This is a genomic window from Hamadaea sp. NPDC050747 (assembly GCF_040654195.1).
In the GTDB taxonomy this organism is placed as follows: Bacteria; Actinomycetota; Actinomycetes; order Mycobacteriales; family Micromonosporaceae; genus Hamadaea.
Genome location: NZ_JBFAHM010000005.1, coordinates 81,717 through 97,536 on the forward strand (window position 1 = coordinate 81,717; position 15,820 = coordinate 97,536).

18 protein-coding genes and 1 tRNA gene are annotated in these 15,820 nt (G+C 64.6%); 9 read left to right on the forward strand and 10 right to left on the reverse strand.

Going from position 1 to position 15,820, the window contains the following annotated elements:
* Positions 1-16: 16 nt before the first annotated feature.
* On the forward strand, positions 17-748 hold the full coding sequence (locus AB0H43_RS12615; protein ID WP_359999420.1) for an SDR family oxidoreductase: 732 nt from the start codon (positions 17-19) through the stop codon (positions 746-748).
* Between the two features lie 27 nt (positions 749-775).
* On the opposite strand, the gene AB0H43_RS12620 is transcribed toward AB0H43_RS12615, so the two are convergent.
* Positions 776-2,788 carry an EAL domain-containing protein gene (locus AB0H43_RS12620; protein WP_359999421.1) on the reverse strand — a complete coding sequence of 671 codons (2,013 nt, stop codon included), beginning with the start codon at positions 2,786-2,788 and terminating at the stop codon, positions 776-778.
* Positions 2,789-2,951: 163 nt separating this feature from the next.
* Between AB0H43_RS12620 and AB0H43_RS12625 the strand changes: the two genes are divergently transcribed.
* The gene (locus AB0H43_RS12625; RefSeq protein WP_359999422.1) at positions 2,952-4,124 is read left to right on the forward strand and encodes a branched-chain amino acid ABC transporter substrate-binding protein; all 1,173 of its coding nucleotides are present in this window, start codon (positions 2,952-2,954) and stop codon (positions 4,122-4,124) included.
* Positions 4,125-4,305: 181 nt separating this feature from the next.
* On the opposite strand, the gene AB0H43_RS12630 is transcribed toward AB0H43_RS12625, so the two are convergent.
* On the reverse strand, positions 4,306-4,608 hold the full coding sequence (locus AB0H43_RS12630) for a type II toxin-antitoxin system PemK/MazF family toxin (RefSeq protein ID WP_359999423.1): 303 nt from the start codon (positions 4,606-4,608) through the stop codon (positions 4,306-4,308).
* Positions 4,608-4,841 carry a hypothetical protein gene (locus AB0H43_RS12635; RefSeq protein WP_359999424.1) on the reverse strand — a complete coding sequence of 78 codons (234 nt, stop codon included), beginning with the start codon at positions 4,839-4,841 and terminating at the stop codon, positions 4,608-4,610. Before AB0H43_RS12635 ends, AB0H43_RS12630 begins: the two co-directional genes overlap by 1 nt.
* Before the next feature lie 674 nt (positions 4,842-5,515).
* Between AB0H43_RS12635 and AB0H43_RS12640 the strand changes: the two genes are divergently transcribed.
* A complete protein-coding gene (locus AB0H43_RS12640; RefSeq protein ID WP_359999425.1) occupies positions 5,516-6,163 on the forward strand; it encodes a sce7726 family protein in 648 nt (215 codons plus the stop codon).
* On the opposite strand, the gene AB0H43_RS12645 is transcribed toward AB0H43_RS12640, so the two are convergent.
* The gene (locus AB0H43_RS12645) at positions 6,120-7,280 is read right to left on the reverse strand and encodes a beta family protein (protein ID WP_359999426.1); all 1,161 of its coding nucleotides are present in this window, start codon (positions 7,278-7,280) and stop codon (positions 6,120-6,122) included. The genes AB0H43_RS12640 and AB0H43_RS12645 overlap by 44 nt on opposite strands.
* Positions 7,281-7,352: 72 nt before the next feature.
* Between AB0H43_RS12645 and AB0H43_RS12650 the strand changes: the two genes are divergently transcribed.
* Together AB0H43_RS12650 and AB0H43_RS12655 are read left to right on the forward strand one after the other, a co-directional pair.
* The gene (locus AB0H43_RS12650; RefSeq protein WP_359999427.1) at positions 7,353-7,700 is read left to right on the forward strand and encodes a type II toxin-antitoxin system RelE/ParE family toxin; all 348 of its coding nucleotides are present in this window, start codon (positions 7,353-7,355) and stop codon (positions 7,698-7,700) included.
* On the forward strand, positions 7,690-8,787 hold the full coding sequence (locus AB0H43_RS12655; protein ID WP_359999428.1) for a HigA family addiction module antitoxin: 1,098 nt from the start codon (positions 7,690-7,692) through the stop codon (positions 8,785-8,787). The genes AB0H43_RS12650 and AB0H43_RS12655 overlap by 11 nt, the downstream gene beginning before the upstream one ends.
* A gap of 139 nt (positions 8,788-8,926) precedes the next feature.
* On the opposite strand, the gene AB0H43_RS12660 is transcribed toward AB0H43_RS12655, so the two are convergent.
* Positions 8,927-9,415, reverse strand: a complete 489-nt coding sequence (locus AB0H43_RS12660) for a hypothetical protein (protein ID WP_359999429.1) — start codon at positions 9,413-9,415, stop codon at positions 8,927-8,929.
* A complete protein-coding gene (locus AB0H43_RS12665; RefSeq protein WP_359999430.1) occupies positions 9,412-10,209 on the reverse strand; it encodes a transposase family protein in 798 nt (265 codons plus the stop codon). Before AB0H43_RS12665 ends, AB0H43_RS12660 begins: the two co-directional genes overlap by 4 nt.
* A 155-nt stretch (positions 10,210-10,364) precedes the next feature.
* On the opposite strand from AB0H43_RS12665, the gene AB0H43_RS12670 reads away from it, so the two are divergent.
* Together AB0H43_RS12670 and AB0H43_RS12675 are read left to right on the forward strand one after the other, a co-directional pair.
* Positions 10,365-10,706, forward strand: a complete 342-nt coding sequence (locus AB0H43_RS12670) for an ankyrin repeat domain-containing protein (RefSeq protein WP_359999431.1) — start codon at positions 10,365-10,367, stop codon at positions 10,704-10,706.
* A gap of 740 nt (positions 10,707-11,446) precedes the next feature.
* Positions 11,447-11,872 carry a zinc ribbon domain-containing protein gene (locus tag AB0H43_RS12675; protein ID WP_359999432.1) on the forward strand — a complete coding sequence of 142 codons (426 nt, stop codon included), beginning with the start codon at positions 11,447-11,449 and terminating at the stop codon, positions 11,870-11,872.
* Here AB0H43_RS12675 and AB0H43_RS12680 read toward each other — a convergent pair.
* The 3 genes from AB0H43_RS12680 to AB0H43_RS12690 all read right to left on the reverse strand — a co-directional run bounded on the left by AB0H43_RS12680 (position 11,869) and on the right by AB0H43_RS12690 (position 12,980).
* A complete protein-coding gene (locus AB0H43_RS12680; protein ID WP_359999433.1) occupies positions 11,869-12,129 on the reverse strand; it encodes a hypothetical protein in 261 nt (86 codons plus the stop codon). The genes AB0H43_RS12675 and AB0H43_RS12680 overlap by 4 nt on opposite strands.
* A 91-nt stretch (positions 12,130-12,220) precedes the next feature.
* Positions 12,221-12,302, reverse strand: a tRNA-Leu gene (locus AB0H43_RS12685).
* A 183-nt stretch (positions 12,303-12,485) separates the two neighbouring features.
* Entirely contained in the window at positions 12,486-12,980 is a 495-nt protein-coding gene (locus AB0H43_RS12690; RefSeq protein ID WP_359999434.1) for a MarR family transcriptional regulator, read from the reverse strand.
* Between the two features lie 73 nt (positions 12,981-13,053).
* Here AB0H43_RS12690 and AB0H43_RS12695 point away from each other — a divergent pair, with 73 nt between their 5' ends.
* Together AB0H43_RS12695 and AB0H43_RS12700 are read left to right on the forward strand one after the other, a co-directional pair.
* Complete coding sequence (locus AB0H43_RS12695) at positions 13,054-14,301, forward strand: MFS transporter (RefSeq protein WP_359999435.1); 1,248 nt, start codon at positions 13,054-13,056, stop codon at positions 14,299-14,301.
* A complete protein-coding gene (locus tag AB0H43_RS12700; protein ID WP_359999436.1) occupies positions 14,298-15,257 on the forward strand; it encodes an EamA family transporter in 960 nt (319 codons plus the stop codon). The genes AB0H43_RS12695 and AB0H43_RS12700 overlap by 4 nt, the downstream gene beginning before the upstream one ends.
* Before the next feature lie 83 nt (positions 15,258-15,340).
* On the opposite strand, the gene bcp is transcribed toward AB0H43_RS12700, so the two are convergent.
* Positions 15,341-15,811, reverse strand: a complete 471-nt coding sequence (gene bcp / locus AB0H43_RS12705; protein ID WP_359999437.1) for a thioredoxin-dependent thiol peroxidase — start codon at positions 15,809-15,811, stop codon at positions 15,341-15,343.
* Positions 15,812-15,820: the final 9 nt, after the last annotated feature.

Below are 15,820 nucleotides of genomic sequence, written 5' to 3' on the forward strand. Positions count from 1 at the left end.
TCCTATTGGAGGGATCATGCAGGTAGCGGAGCACGTCGCAGTGGTCACCGGGGGATCACGCGGGATAGGACGGGCGATCAGCGAACGGCTCGCCGCCATGGGAATGCGGGTGGTCATCGGCTCCCGGGATCAGGACGTGGCGGAACAGGTGGTCGACCGCATCAAGGAGGCGGGGGGTCTGGCCGTCGCCGTCCGAACCGACATCACTCAGCCCGCCGCGGTCAAGGAGCTCTTCGACTCCGCCGAGGACTACTTCGGACGGGTCGACGTTTGGGTGAACAACGCGAGCACGGCGACCGCCGGGGCGCTGTCCCGGGCGACGGACGACGACTTCGACCGGTACGTTGCGGCCAACGTCCGCGCCACCTTCGTGGCCTTGCGGGAGGCGGCGACTCGTATCCGCGACCACGGTCGGATCATTTTGATCTCCTCCGCGTTGACCGTGTCCCCGCTGCCCGGCATGGCCTTACTGGCCGCAGGCAAGGCGGCGAGCGATCAACTCGCCCGTTCGCTGGCGTGGGAGGTCGGTTCGCGGGGCGTCACGGTCAACAGCGTCTTGCCCGGCCTCACCCGCACCGACGTGCTCGCCACGGTGCCGCCGCACGTCATCGCGGACGCCACCGCTCGTACGCCGCTGGGCCGGCTCGGTGAACCCGGCGACATCGCCGACGTCGTCGCCTTCCTCGCGTCCGAGGCGAGCCGCTGGATCACCGGTCAGACGATCCATGCCGCCGGCGGCATGATCTGAGGCTTGGCGGGCGCGAGGCGGCTGACGTCAGACGACCGCACCAGGGGATACGGCGAACCCCGGTTCCGCGATCATGCGTGCGCGCTCCTCGGCCACGGCGCAGGCGGTTGCGAGGTTGTCGACCGGTACGGGACGGGCGATTCCGTACCCCTGGGCCTGGTCGCATCCGTGATCGCGCAGGACGGCCAGCGTACGCAGATCCTCCACGCCCTCCGCGGTGACGAAGAGGCCGAGGTTGTGGGCGAGATCGATCGCGCTGCGTACCATCACGGCGTTCCCGGCATCGGTCGCCACGTGGCGGGTGAGTGTCTGATCGATCTTGAGTTCGTCGGCGTTCAGTTGCCGGAGCTGGTTGAGCGAGCTGAAGCCCGTGCCGAAGTCGTCGATGGAGACCTGGACGCCGTCCTGCTGGACCTGGCGCAGCATGGCGCGTGCCTTGTCGGGGTCCGTCATCATGCTGCTCTCGGTGACCTCCAGCCGCAGGCGCGACGGCCGTAGCCCGGATTCGGCCAGGGCGGAGCGCACCTGCTGTGCGAACGCGTCGTCGAGGAGGCACTTGGGCGAGACGTTCACCGCGACCGTCACCGGGTTCTGCTCCTGCCAGGCCGAGGCATCGCGGACGGCCAGCCGGAGCAGGTGGTAGGTGAGCGGTATCTCCAGGCGCCCGGATTCCGAGATCGCGAGGAACGCCCCCGGCAATAGCAGGCCGAGCCGCGGATGCCGCCAGCGGACCAGGGCCTCGACCGCGGTGACCGAAGCGGTCGCGAGGCACACCTGGGGCTGGTAGAAGAGCACGAGCTGATCGTCGGGGTCGCCGCCGTCCACCAGCGCCCGCAGCTCCCCGAAAAGCACCATCCGCTCAGGGCGTTCGGCATCGAGTTGCGCGTCGTAAACGGCGACGCTCGAGCCGTTCTCCTTCGCCCGGTACATCGCCGCGTCGGCGCGGCGAAGCAACGTCTCGGCGCTGGACGACTCGTCGGCGATGGCGAGGCCGATGCTGCCGCTGACCGCGGCCGGGCCGGCGTTGAGCGCGAAATCCTGTCGTAGCGCCTCGCCGACCTGCTGAGCGATGCGGCTTGCCACCGCGACGCTGTCGACCGCTGGAAGCAGTACTGCGAACTCGTCCCCGCCGAGGCGAGAAACGGTGTCGCCGGTCCGGAGCAAGGCTTGCAAGCGATGTCCGATCGCGGTGAGCAACTCGTCGCCGGCGTGGTGGCCGAGGGTGTCGTTCACGGACTTGAACTCATTCAGGTCCACGATCATGACGGCTGGCTGCGCGTCCTGCCGGCCGCGCAGTGCGGCTTCGAGGCGGCGTTGGAACAGCGCGCGATTGGGCAAGCCAGTGAGCGGATCATGGAGAGCCAGGTGTTCGCTGGCGTCGGCTTGCACGACGAGCCGACGTTGGTAGCCCAGTACCACTCGCCAGATGACGGCCACGAGTCCGAGCCCGAGGGCGAAACCGCTCACCATCGTGATCAGAATTCGAGACTGGATGTGCCTCAGCTCGGAAGTGATGCGCTGGGCGTCGCTGTGGTAGCCGTTCGCGACGTCGTCGATGTCGCGCTGCAGTGTGTAGTACAGGGGCTGCACCTCTAGGCGATCGAATTGCCGGGCAGCCTGATCCTGATTGGCGACCTGGTTGATCAGGCGGTCGGCCGCAGCCCGGAACTCCGCCTGTTCCCGGCCCAGTCGCGCGGCGTCGCCGGCGGCCACCGAAAACTTCGACACCGCCGCTTTCTGGAGGACGGCTGCGGTCGCGTTGACCGACTTCAGATAGCGGGTGCGAGCGGCGTTGGAGGGCTCGAGCTGGTAACTGCGGATCTGCGCGGCCTCCAACGCCACCGCGGCGCGGGCATCGCTGAACAGCGCGTCGAGGGCCTGTGCCTGGCTCTGCCGCGCGGTCGCCTTGCTTGTCTGGAGGCTGCCCCAAAGGGTGAACCCGACCAGAGCCACGAGCACCACGGCCAGTGCCGCGGTGGTGAGCAGGCTTCGTGTCCGGCGGGCGCGGGAATCCGTGCGGTAGCCCGCGGCGGCACGCACGAGGACACGATCAAAGGCTGCATCGGATCTACGTCGGTGTCTTGTCATTCCCGCCGCGCTCTCCTCTCGCAGCAGCTATGACCTGCGAAAACTCCTTCAAGCGAAGGTCCGGATCCGCGTCAAGGTGTGCAACACTACAGGACTGCCTCGGAAAGGTGAAAGCATGTTTAGCGGACGAATCAGGCGCGGGATGCTGGCGGCCGCCGTCGCTCTCGCCCTGGGCCTCACCGCTTGTGGCACCGGCGGTCGAAGCAGCACCCCGGCACCGTCACCGGACGTCATCCGGCTCGCAGCCCTCATGCCGATGACCGGAGACAACGCTCCGTCGGCGGCGAACATCATTCCGGCTCTCACCATGGCGGCCGAGCAGATCAACGCCGCCGGAGGGGTGCTCGGACGGCGTGTCGAGATCGTGACCGCGGACGACGCGTGCGATCCGGAGACGGCCGTGAACCGGGCCAACGAAATGATCAAACAGGACGTCACGGTGTCGGTCGGCGGCTACTGCAGCAGCGCCACCGTGCCGACCCTCCGGATCTTCCACAACGCGGGGGTCCCGATGATCATCCCCGCGGCCAACTCCACGGATCTCATCCAGCCGCGCTACGACAACGTCTTCCTGCTCTCCGGCACGACGGCGATCGAAGCTCAACGCGCCGTCTCGTGGATGCCCCGACTCGACGCCCACAAAGTCGTCCTCGTTCATGACGGGACCAGCTTCTCGGAGTCGGTCGCCCAAGGCACCCGGGACGCCGCACGCAAGCCTGCCAGCGCCATCGATGTGATCAGCGAGGTGCAGGTCAGCCAGGGCGCCGACCACTACGACACCGGCGCCGCGCGGATCGCGGCGATGCAAGGCGATCTGGTCTTCTTCACCGGCTACTACGCCGAGGCGGGCAAGCTGATCCGCGATCTGCGGGCGGCCGGCTACCAGGGAAAGATCATGCTCTCGGACGGCGGCGTCAACCCGGCGGTGTTCCGCGGAATCGACCCTGCTGCGTTCAAAGACACCTACGGCGTCGCCCTGCCTATGCCGGAATTCCTGCCCGACCTCGCCGCCTGGTCGGCGAAGTACCGCGCGCTCGCCGGGCACGACGCCGGCCCCTTCACGATCCAGGCGTACGACGCGGTCCAGCTGGCGGCCAGCGCGATCAGGAGGGCCGGCAGCCTCGACAAATCCGCGATACGCAAGGCGTTGGCCGAGACGCAGCCCGGCGACGTCGACCTGCTCACCGGGTCGGCCGGCTTCAACGCCGACGGAACTCAGAAGACCGTGCGGTTCATGCTTCTCCGACTCCAGGACGGGACCTTCGTCCAGGATCCGCTGTCGCGCTGACGGGCGCAGCCTCGCCGACTACGCGGTCGTCGCAATGGAACCGTGGTGCACCGCGGATCGCAGAATGCGAAACGGCGTGTCCTGATGGCGGGCGACCGCTGCACTGAAAGAAGCGGCTCAAGGCGACGGTGCGGACAATGCATGAACGCTAGAACAGTTCATCGAGCGACGTCCACCAGCCTCATAGTTCGAGGTCGTACGCCGCCGCGATCGCCTGCGCGAGTTCGACCTCCTGATCGGCCTTCAGATATCCGAGAAGCCGTCCGATCGCAGACTGCGGCACGGTCGTGACGTTGTCGCAGGACACTACGGAATCGTGATCAAGGCCGTTGGCGCGGCCCACGCCCACCTCCGTGGACAGGCCGCGAATAGTGCTGGTGATCGGGGCCACGGTGATCGACTTGAGATAGGGGCGTACCTGCTCGCGAGTCAAGATCAGGACTGGGCGGGTCTTGTCAAGTGAGGCGAGGTGAATGGGTCGCATCAGTCGATGTCCATCGGCTGTGGGCCGGACCAGGCCGCCAGCTCGTCGAGGTCCGACGGCTGGCTGGCAGCGGCGTAGATCCGAGCATCGTGTTCCGCCGCTTCGCGGCGGCGGTCGCGCTCAAGCGCGCGGGTTACGACCGCCGCACGGCTGGTCGCGGCACCCGAGCTGACCTGTTCGTCGACGAAGGCTACGAGGTCGTCAGGTAGGCGTAGGGCGATCTGGATGGTCATAAACAGCATGATACCAAGTTGGGATTCATTTTGGTATCACGCCAGGGCGCCGAAGCCAAGCCCGGGCGTGGCGGGCACCCATGATGTCGCTGACGGCACCGGCCGACGATCGGGCCGAAGGTAACGGCGAAGGGTGCACCGTGGGTCGCAGAATGCGAAACGGCGTGTCCTGATCACGGGAGATCCGCTGCGCGTGCGAATGGCGGATTCGAGGTGTGAACTACGTTAAGGCATCCGGCAGTGTGCAACACCGAGGACGGAGACGCGATACGCGCCATCGTGGATCGGGGCGCCGCCTCTACGGCAGGTCGAACGCTGAGCGAGGCGACTTTCCGCGGCCTGCAGCCGAAGACAGTTCGACCGCGAAAGCCCACGCCAGGCTGTCGCTGCGGCGATAGAACTTTCTCTTGGAGTCTGTCTGAGGGAGGGGCGACAGGAGGCCAGCTTGTACAAGGTCCGCTAGAGGCCGCTGAAGGTTGCTGGCGGTGACGTCCAAAGTCCGGGCGAGGTCGCTGAGGCACACTGTGCCGCTTGGTGACCCGGCAATAGCCACCATCACCTCCAGCCTGTACCGCTGTCCGAACACGACTTGCGATAGTGCCCGTACTCGGTCATGCGACCCCACCAACACGCCGTCATCTTACCTGTTACCCGTTACGCGTATCGCGTAAGATATGGCTGCGGTAGGTTCAGTTCCGGGAGGTGAGAGCTTGAACGAGATCGCGCCAACCGAACTCGAAGTCCGCATTGCCCTCCGGTCGCACCTCGCGAGCGCCTCAGGCCAGTGGTCATTGATCGAGGAACTGTGGATACCGCAGACCCATGAGCGGGTGGATGTTGCCCTGGTCGACTCGTTACTCAGAGCGTTCGAGATCAAGAGCCAGCGAGACAACCTATCGCGGCTACCTCGGCAGGTAGGCGCATATAGTCGGATATTCGACGAATGCACCGTCGTGGTGGCCGAGCGGCATCGACAGGCCGCTCTTGAAATCGTGCCGTCTTGGTGGGGCGTATGGGTCGTAACTGCCGGGAATTCTGTCAACATGGACAAAGTTCGTCACGCAGAGCGCAATTCTGCCTTGGACGGACCAACGCTTGTCCGCTTGCTCTGGCGAGATGAGCTTCGAGAAGTCTTGACCCTACTCGGAACGCCGCCGCCAGCCGGAGCCGGCCGTTCATGGATGTGGGCCGCACTGCTCGACCAACTGGATCAACAGGGCTTACGGAACATAGTTACTCGGACATTGCTCTGCCGAGATCCGGCACAGGCCAAAATCCCTACGAGGCGCTTTCTTGCGACGAGCTCTGCAGTTGCCCGCTGACGAAGGCTAGATGGTGAGACGTGCCAACGGCACGCCAGTGATTCTGGCTACCAGGGTCGGTGTCTCCGTCAGCGCAGGCACCGATCTGTGAGTCTCCCCAGCTGAAGTCGTCGCCAAGGTACTCGTCGTGCCGTAGCAGTTGCCTACAAAGTTTGCGGTACTCCTCTTTGCCCTCCGTAAGAACCTGACGCCCGCGCGCGACGATAGTCGACTCTTCAGAGGTGTAGCGGATATTCGCTCTCATCCCAGGCCCACCCTCCGCGGGTGGTTTAGGGTGTTGAATTCCGTAATCGCCGAAGACGAGATTGGGATTTCCAGAAGCTCGGAGTGCTTTCCATAGAGCCCATTCGGCTCTCTGAATCCGGCCAACTGACCCCTCTGAGATGCAGCTCATCGAGGACGGAATAGAAGTTCCAAGAAGGATGACATTTCGCCAACTGGCTGAGTCGGACAGGCTCGACACCAACTGCTGCGTGAGATCGAAATCCAAATCGGCCTCGGCCGGGATATACTCAAGATCAAGGATGAGATCGACATTCCTCGTCTGTTCTCCCATATCTGAAACGATCTTGATGGCGAGTTCGGCGGGCCCTAGAACTGAGACCGTATTCAGGAGTGGGTACCGCAATGCGAACCCACGACCGATTTCTGTAACAGCGCGACGGACGATTCGTGTGTATGTCTCGTTACCCAAGTCGGTCCGGTAAACCGGTACGAAATCTAGTCGCTGCTGTTGGGCAAACTCGTAGAACTGTTCGAGGACGTACTGGCGACGGCGTGCGCGCCGACGTCCCTTGAATTCAATGTTGTCGCTCTTGAGTAGTGTCGATGGCTTAAGGCGCAGTATGTCCAAATAGAAGGGCCGACCGCCAATCGCGCTCGCAAGCCGCTTCGCCCAAGATCGCAAGGCTTCGAAGCTAATCTGCACGCTGACCTCGTTGGGGCGCGGCTTCTTGGGGCCGACGATATTGATCAAGGGCGTGATGTGGCTCCAAACATCCGGCGAGGCACGTCGAAGTGCCTCAAGCTCGCCGGCCTTGTTCTGGAGGACAGGAACGTAGTGGCTGGCTGTGTGCCGGATCGGAGCGAAGTCCTGGCTGAAAAGATCTTGCTGCATCGGACCAGCCCTTCCGTCATCGGTCCGTTCTCTGATACTGTTTTAACCCCAAGGGTTAAAGCATGTCAAGGAGTGGCGGTCATCGACGTCTCATGGGCCAGCGGGAAGCTGGCGAGAAGCTGCTCTTCTGACTCCCTTGGAAAACGGGAGTTTGGGGAGGCTCAGTGGCAGGTGATCAAGAGGCGTCTTGCGGTCTTGCGGGCGGCCCCCACTGTTGCCGATCTGGTAGCGGTTCCGGGAAGGTTTCACGTGCTGACCGGCGATCGGGCTGGCTGTTTCGCGCTTGACCTTCGAGGCCCGTATCGGCTGATCTTCTCTGCGGACCATCAGCCCATCCCGACGCTCTCTGACGGGGGCATCGATCTGTCGCAGGTTAATAAAGTCATGATCGAGGAGGTGGTGAACTACCATGGGAACTGAGGTTTGGCAGCCCGATTGGGCGGTGGTGCCAGGGGAGGTACTTCTCGAGGCACTCGAAGAGCGATCCATGACGCAAGTCGAACTTGCACGGAGGATCGATCGGCCGCTTAAGACTGTAAACGAAATCGTGAACGGCAAGGCAGCTATCACGGCAGATACGGCGATTCAACTTGAGCGAGCACTAGGAATCAGTGCAAGCATTTGGAACGGTCTTGAGACAAACTATCGTGAGTATCTCGCGCGCGAGCGCGACATGTTGGAACTTGAACGGGATGCCTCATGGGCTGATCGCTTTCCGATCGCGGACCTCGTGCGACGTGGCCTAATTGTTTCCGGTCGCTCGAAGGCTGAAACGCTAGCTGCTCTATTGTCGTTCTTCAACGTTAGCAGCCCTAATGCATGGCGGCGTTATTGGATGGAAGCACCAGCTGCTTCGTTCCGATCGTCGCCAGTGTTTGTCGCGCATCCAGAGGCCGTTGCGGCATGGCTGCGTTGGGGCGAGATTGAGGCTGCGACCATTAGTACCAGCCGCTTCGATGCCGATCGCTTCCGCGCCACGCTTGGCGATATTAGAACCTTGAGCACCAAAGAGCCGTTTTCAATGGTAGTTGAGAGACTTCGCAAACTCTGCGCCGAAGCTGGGGTGGCCGTCGTATTGACTCCAGAATTCAAAGGCACCCACCTGAGCGGAGCCGCTCGTTGGATCTCACCTGAGAAGGCTTTGGTACAACTTAGCCTTCGACACCAGTCAGATGATCACTTCTGGTTTAGTTTCTTCCATGAGGCCGGCCATATCCTTCAGCCCGGGCGCAAACGGAGCATCGTGGATTCGATCGACGACGTCGATGGGGCAAGCGAGAGCGCAAGTGAAGAAGCGGCGGACGCTTTTGCTCGTGATCTTCTGGTTCCGCAGAACATGTATGAGGTTTTCCTGCGGACTGGCGACTTCACTGCCACTGCTGTACAGGCATTCGCCAGAGAGCTTAATGTTTCCGCAGGGATCATAGTCGGTCGACTTCAGCGAGACGGCTACGTATCGAACACACACCTAAACATGCTTAAGAAGCGGCTGCGCTGGAATGGCTGATTTACTGTGTCTACCGATGAAGGTGCTCGATGATGCGGGGCAAGGCGACGCGGCCAGCGCCTTCGGGCAACGTGGCCGTCGCATGGAGTTAGTTTGAGTCAGAGCGGACCGGACTCATCGAAGCATCTCGAGTGCGTCTTCAGCGGCAGACACCGTTGGCGTTTGTTGGAACCGATGGGACGCCACGAGGGAACTCGGCAGCCCGGTTGCGACTAACCGGGCTTCCGTACTGGCTGTAGAAGCGTTCCACCCCTCTCCAGCCGCCGATTATCCTCAACGGATTTTCGGGCGCACCAATGGTCATGGTGCGCGTTTGACCTGCGCTGACGTACTCGATTTTCACGCCAAACTCATAGAGGCCGCTACAGGCGAAGACGTCGACCTGGATATCAGCCGCTTCGCGACTGGATACTGTGAATGATGTGCCAAAGGGTTCCGCTCGAGCGTTCGGGTTATCGGGACCACCTTGGGTAAGGCCCTCATCTGTGAATAAGCCAGTGTCAAGGACGACCTTGAGCAATCGAACCTGAGACGGGCCACCGCATCCCGGATCCGCCTCAAGTCCCCACGAGGGGCTAACATCGTGATGCGCAAAGATGACCGGACGCACACTAAGTGAATAATTCATGAGGCGAACGTCGATGTCCGGTAGATCTCCAGGTTCGTGATCGCGGCGAGCGTCGCTGCGAAGTTGGCGGTCAGTCGGCGGTAGCCGGTGGCGAGGATTCGCCAGTTCTTGAGGTGGGCGATGCACCGTTCCACGCAGGCTCGCTGGGAGGCGATCAGCTTGTTGAACTCGCGAGCGTGGACGCCGAGCAGGTCTTGGCCGGTGCGCCGTTCGGGGACGAGCAGGCCCGTGCCGGTGTAAGCGGTGTCGGCGAATCCGCCCGGTCCGCCGTCGGCATGCAGACGGCCTGCGAATCGCGCGGCCAGGCCGGATTCTCGCCAGGCGCGGGCGTCGTGCATCGCGCCGGGCATCGGGTCACCGGTCATGATCAGTCGGCCGCGCCAGGAGGCGACGACCTGGATGTTGAACCCGCAGCGATGTCGTTTCCCGGAGTACATGCCAGACGTGTACGTGTTGGCGCGCCGGTCGCCGATCGGCGCGAGGAACCCGTCGACGCGCACCGTGGAACGCAGCTCGCGTTCGGCGACCCGTTCAGCCAGCGGCGATAACACGTCGGTGAGGATCGGGATCAGCATTGTGATCAGACGGGAGATCGTGGGCTGGGAACAGCCGAACAGCTCGGCAAGCAGGCGCTGGGGAAGATTGTGGCGTAGGTACAGCAGGACGACGAGCACCGATCGGTGCGGGTCCAGGGCGCGATGGCGGTGCGCCCGCCACACTCCGCCATCGGTCAACTGCTCGACGAGGTGGTCTACTTGATCGGAGGCGAGGCCGGTCATATTCTCGACGCGCAACGGCCGGTCTCCGCTTGTTACGGTGGTCCACACAACCCCGGTGATCTACGCGCGACCGGCCGTTGTGTCCACATGCGACAGGTTACATCTTGATCACTGCGGCTGTCGGCTCTCGCTCGACGTCAGCCCGATGAGTCACAGCGAGGAGCAAGGCGGTGGACGTCAGTCCGGCCCATCAGGCCGTCGAGATGGGCTTGTCCAAGGAACTCTATGAGCTGCTCAAGGCCGGCGCGGATGTGCACGAGGAGCATGACGGCCTGACCCTGCTGCACCACGCGCTGGACGTCGAGATCGATGCGGTTCGGCAAACCGGTGCAGAGTTCCACGCCGACATGACCACGCTGCTGTTGTTGATGGGTGCCGACCCGACGCGCCGATCGCATGGCGGCCGAGGGGTGAGCTCCGAGCATGTGGCGTTCGTGGAGGGCCACTGGCTCGCCTTGCTGCATTTCGAGGAGTGGAAGCGCGCGCATCCCACATCGACGCTCGTCTCATGAATAACGCACTAAGCACCAGCAAGGGCGTCTCGTCCACGCCCGTGAGTGTTAGACGAAGTTTCCCGCTGTACCAAACGATGCCGTTGAACTCTCTCAGCGCAGCTATTCGGATGTCTTCGCCCTGGCCAGCAACGAAGCCACTCGGGTCTGGGTTTGGACGAACACTGGCTGCTCCACCCGCCGTACTGCAATCTAGACGGTTGTCAGGTGGCCACGTCTTTAGCGCAACTAGCTCGCCCGCCGATGGGGGCGGATTGGATTTGTGCCAGACCTCGTCGACGACTCGGGAGGCGATCGGCGAAACAACGGATGTGAACAGGGCGAGCCCAAGCGCCGCTGCTGCTGCAACCAAAGCTGCCCAATGCCGTCGCCACCACGGGGCTGCGGCTGCGGAGGTAACGTTCCGTTTGGAAACCTTCCGTCGGCGCATGGGCGTCCTTCCGGCTCTGCTTTCCAGTATGCCGACCTGAAGATTGTCTTGTGGTGTCTTTGAAGTGTTCAACGACCAAGATCCGCATTTACGAACCGAACGTGGGCAGGAAGCAGTTGTCACGACGTGCGGCAGTTACCTCTGCTTCGACGGTCGGAAACTGGTTACGACGGCCGGTCCGCGCTACGAGCTCTAGCAGCTCGTGGCGGTACTTGGTCCGGTCACACCATTGGCAAGATCCTTCGTAACCGGGTCTACCTCGGCGAACTCGGCTTCCGCGACGTTATTGTCGGCAGTTGCCCATCCGGCGTTGGTTGACGCCGACCTGTTCGAGCAATGCCAGCAGATTATGCAAGCGCGCGGCGAGGCCGGCTCGCGCCGGGCAGCATCCAACAGTGACTACCAGCTCACCGGACTGATTATCTGCCCCGAGTGCGGCTGCAAGTACATCGGCACGTCCGCCACCGGCAAACGCCGCGGCTACCGCTACTACACCCGCTTCAGCCGAGCCCGCTACGGCAAAGCCGGGTGTGCCGCCCACCGCATCGACGCCGACCTCGTCGACGAGGCGGTCACCCAGGCACTCATCGACTTCTACGGCCGCACCGACCTCATTGCAGACACCATCACGGCCGAACGGAGTTGGTCGCCCAAGATGCCCAGCGCCACCGCGAAGAGTTCGAGGCTATCGGCCGACAGATCACCATTGCCGAGACGGCGATCGACCGCTACCTAGCCGCGTTCGAGAACGGCGCGCTCGACGAACGCACCTGCGGCCACCGCATCCGCGACCTCACCGTCAAAGTCGACCAGCTCAAGAACCGCCGCGACGACCTCGCCGAACTCGTCCAGGAAACGCCGACTCCGCTCGACCCGGCAGCCATCGAGCAGGCGCGAGCCGACCTGATTCTGGCCCTTGCCGACCGCGCACCTGGTCAACGCAAGGCCGTCATAGAGGTACACGTGGCGGAGATCAAGATCGACGGAACCCAACTAACTCCGATCTTCATGATCCCGCTGAACAGCGAAGAGGGGCCGACCGGCGAACCGGACGACCCCTCATTTCGCACAATGGTGCGGTTAGTGCGGAAGGGGGGACTCGAACCCCCACGCCCGAAGGCACCGGTACCTAAAACCGGGGCGTCTGCCAATTCCGCCACTCCCGCGCAACCACCGCAGTGTAGACGTTCGCCGACTCGGGGTCATCGCGCCGCTCGTGCCGTTACCCGTTGGCGAGTGTTGATCAGTCCGCCAGGGGAATGATCAGGGTCCCAGGCACACGACACGCCGATCGATCACGACCGTGAGTTCATGATCGCGCGCAAAGAGCGGAGCGAGCGGGAGCGAGGTCACGAGCGGGCGGCGGCGAGCAGATCGCGAAGCAGATCCGCGAGCCGCTGGCGCTCGGCGGGAGCGAGGTGCGAAAGCACCGAGCGTTGCACGTCGAGCCCGGCGGCGACGGCGTCGTCGACGAGTGAGCGTCCCCGATCGGTGAGCTGGGCGCGCAGCGACCGGCGATCGGTCGGGTCCGGCGTACGCGAGATGAGGCCGGCCTTTTCGAGTTTGTCCAGGCGCCCGGTCATGCCGCCGGTGGTGAGCATGAGGGTGTCGGAGAGCTGCTTGGGGGACAGGTCGTAGGGTGCGCCTGACCGTCGCAGGGTCGCCAGGACGTCGAATTCACCGCGGCCGATGCCGAACTTCGCGTACGCCTTTTCCATCCGGTCGCCCATGGTGCCGGCGATGCGGTAGATCCGGCCGAAGACCTCCATGGGGAGCAGGTCGTCGAGGTCGGTGCGCTCGGTCCGCCACTGCTCGATGATCGCGTCCACGCCGTCCTGTCGCATGCCCCAGGCTAGCACGAAACTAGCACGGAAGATACTAGCTTGACAGTAACTAGCTTAGTGCTAAGTTACTTCCATGCTAAACAAGCCAGGGTTGAGTAAGCGCAGCGAGCGGGCGTTGATCGCGGGAATGCTGGTCGACGCGATCGGATCCGGCATGTATGTGCCGTTCAGCCTGATCTTCTTCCAGCGCGTGACCGGCCTGTCCCTGGCCGTCATCGGCGCGGTGCTGACCGTCACCGGGTTCCTCGGCATGGCGGCGCTGCCGCTGGCGGGCGCGATCGTCGACCGGTTCGGCGCCCAGCGCACTCAGCAGGCGGTCTACCTGCTCCGCGGGCTCGGCTTCCTCGCGTACCCCTTGGGAACGAGTCTGGGAGCTTTCGCCGCCATCGCGACCGTGAGTGCCGCGGGCGAGCGCGCTTTTCCCGCGATCCAGCAGGCGCTGATCGGCGAGGTCGCGGAGGGTGAGCAGCGGGATCGGCTGATGGCACTGACGCGCAGCGTGCGCAACGGCGGCCTGGGGGCGGGCGGTCTGCTCGCGGCCGCGGTGATCGCGCTCGCGGGCGACACCGGGTTCGTGATCGCCGCGTGGCTCAACGGCGCGAGCTTCTTCCTGGCCGCGCTGCTCGCGGTGGGGATCAAGACCGTCAAAGCTCCAGTTGTACGCGAAAAGGCCGGCTATCGAGCAGTGCTCCGCGATGGCCCGTTCGCCGCGTTGACGGTTGCGAACTTCCTGATCGCCTTGGGATACGCGGCCCTGACGATGTTGCTGCCGGCCTATGTGGTCAGTGAGTTCGGGCTGTCGGCGTCGGTCGCCGGACCGCTGTTCGCGGTGAACACGGCGCTGTGCGCGTTCGCCGGTGTGCCGGTCGGGCGGTTCACCCGCCGGTACGCCCGCCGCACCCGCGTGGCGGCGGTCGGTTCCCTGCTGTTCGCCGGCGCCTTCGTCGGGTACGCGCTGCTCGGCTCGCTGCCCCGGCAAGTGCTGATGGTGAGCCTCGTGCTGCTGCTGGTCCTATACACGGCGGGCGAACTCGTGCACAGCCCGAGCGCCGGCGCGCTGTCGGTGAGCGCCGCCCCGGAGAGCGCACGTGGCCGGTACCTGGCGACGTATCAGCTGTCCTGGGCGCTGTCGTCGACGGTCGCGCCGGGACTGTTCACCGCGTTGCTGGCCATCGACGGGCGGCTGCCGTGGCTGGCCCTGGCGGTCAGCTCGGCGGCCGGGGCGGCGATCCTGATCGGACTGGAACGCCGGTTGCCCGCCGACGCCGTCTACACCCGCCCGGTTCTGTCGACGCCGCGTGAGCTGGCGGTGGCCCGATGAGACTGCTGCTGACCGCGCTCGCCCCGCTCGCCTGGGGCTCCACGTACGCCGTCACGACCCAACTGCTCCCGGCCGACCGGCCGCTGCTGGCGGGGATGCTCCGGGCACTCCCGGCCGGGCTGCTTCTCCTCCTGCTCACCCGGAAACTGCCCAGCGGAAGCTGGTGGGGCAAGGCTTTCGTGCTCGGCGTACTCAACATCGGGGCGTTCTTCCCGCTGCTGTTTCTGGCGGCGTATCGGTTGCCGGGCGGCGTCGCCGCAGTGCTCGGCTCGGTGCAGCCGCTGATCGTGATCGGTCTGTCCGTCGTCCTGTTGCATCAGCGTCCGCTACTGCGGGCCCTCGCTGCCGGGGTGGTGGGCGTCCTCGGCGTGGCACTGGTCGTGCTGCGGCCGGGCGCCTCCTTCGACGCGGTCGGACTCGCGGCCGGACTCGCCGGAGCGGCGGCGATGGCAGCGGGAACAGTGCTGTCGAAGCGATGGGGCCGGCCCGACGACGTGAACGCGCTGACGATGACGGCATGGCAGCTCACCGCGGGCGGACTCGTCATCGTCCCGTTGGCCCTGCTCATCGAGGGCGCTCCGCCGGCCCTATCGCCGACCAACCTAGCCGGGTACGCCTACCTCGCCACGGTGAACACCGCCGTCGCGTACTGGCTGTGGTTCCGGGGACTGGCTTCGCTGCCCGCGAGTTCGGCCGGCTTCCTCGGACTGCTCAGCCCGGTCGCCGCGATGGTCATCGGATGGGCCGTGCTCGGGCAGGCGCTCACGCCGGTGCAAGTCGTCGGGGCAGTCGTCGCGCTCGGCGCGACCATCGCGGGAGCGCTCCTCGCCTCACGCCCCGCCGTCGGCACCCGCCCCGCCGCCGGCGCCGACGCTGGCACTGGCGATGGCGCTGGATCACGGATCCGGGTCGAATCTTGGACCAAGATTCGACCGAGAACCCTGATCCAGCGCTGAGCCAGCGGGCGGCGGCCACGGCGCGGCGGCGGCCACGGGCACGCGGCCACGGCGGGGTCGCGCAGAACGGGCGGGCAGTACAGCTAGTCGATGCCCAGGTCGCGGCGGAGTTTGGCGACGTGGCCGGTGGCCTTGACGTTGTAGAACGCCTTCTCGATCTTGCCGTCGGGGTCGATGACGAAGGTCGACCGGATCACGCCCATGATCTTCTTGCCGTAGTTCATCTTCTCCCCGAACGCCCCGTAGGCGGACAGCACGCTCTTGTCCGGGTCGGAGACCAGCGGGAAGGTCAGCGCGTCCCGGTCGACGAACTTCGTGAGCTTGTCGGGGCTGTCGGGGGAGATGCCGACGACGTTGTAGCCGTGCGCGGTCAGCGAGGCCAGGTTGTCCCGGAAGTCGCAGGCCTGCGTCGTGCAGCCGGGCGTCATCGCCGCCGGGTAGGCGTACAGGATCACCTTCTTGCCCTGTTTGAGCAGGTCGGCGAGGGCCAGCTTGTCGCCGGTGGCGGTGGTCAGCGTGAAGTCGGGCGCGGTGTCGCCGGGTTCCAGTCGCATACCGCCCAC

Excerpts from the sequence above, each read along its gene's own strand:
- AB0H43_RS12695 (WP_359999435.1), top strand. The coding sequence starts at position 13,054 with ATGCTAAACAAGCCAGGGTTGAGTAAGCGCAGCGAGCGGGCGTTGATC.
- AB0H43_RS12640 (WP_359999425.1), top strand. The coding sequence starts at position 5,516 with ATGGCTGCGGTAGGTTCAGTTCCGGGAGGTGAGAGCTTGAACGAGATC.
- AB0H43_RS12635 (WP_359999424.1), bottom strand. The coding sequence starts at position 4,841 with ATGACCATCCAGATCGCCCTACGCCTACCTGACGACCTCGTAGCCTTC.
- AB0H43_RS12690 (WP_359999434.1), bottom strand. The coding sequence starts at position 12,980 with ATGCGACAGGACGGCGTGGACGCGATCATCGAGCAGTGGCGGACCGAG.
- AB0H43_RS12655 (WP_359999428.1), top strand. The coding sequence starts at position 7,690 with ATGGGAACTGAGGTTTGGCAGCCCGATTGGGCGGTGGTGCCAGGGGAG.
- AB0H43_RS12615 (WP_359999420.1), top strand. The coding sequence starts at position 17 with ATGCAGGTAGCGGAGCACGTCGCAGTGGTCACCGGGGGATCACGCGGG.
- AB0H43_RS12630 (WP_359999423.1), bottom strand. The coding sequence starts at position 4,608 with ATGCGACCCATTCACCTCGCCTCACTTGACAAGACCCGCCCAGTCCTG.
- bcp (WP_359999437.1), bottom strand. The coding sequence starts at position 15,811 with ATGCGACTGGAACCCGGCGACACCGCGCCCGACTTCACGCTGACCACC.
- AB0H43_RS12645 (WP_359999426.1), bottom strand. The coding sequence starts at position 7,280 with ATGCAGCAAGATCTTTTCAGCCAGGACTTCGCTCCGATCCGGCACACA.
- AB0H43_RS12625 (WP_359999422.1), top strand. The coding sequence starts at position 2,952 with ATGTTTAGCGGACGAATCAGGCGCGGGATGCTGGCGGCCGCCGTCGCT.
- AB0H43_RS12700 (WP_359999436.1), top strand. The coding sequence starts at position 14,298 with ATGAGACTGCTGCTGACCGCGCTCGCCCCGCTCGCCTGGGGCTCCACG.
- AB0H43_RS12660 (WP_359999429.1), bottom strand. The coding sequence starts at position 9,415 with ATGAATTATTCACTTAGTGTGCGTCCGGTCATCTTTGCGCATCACGAT.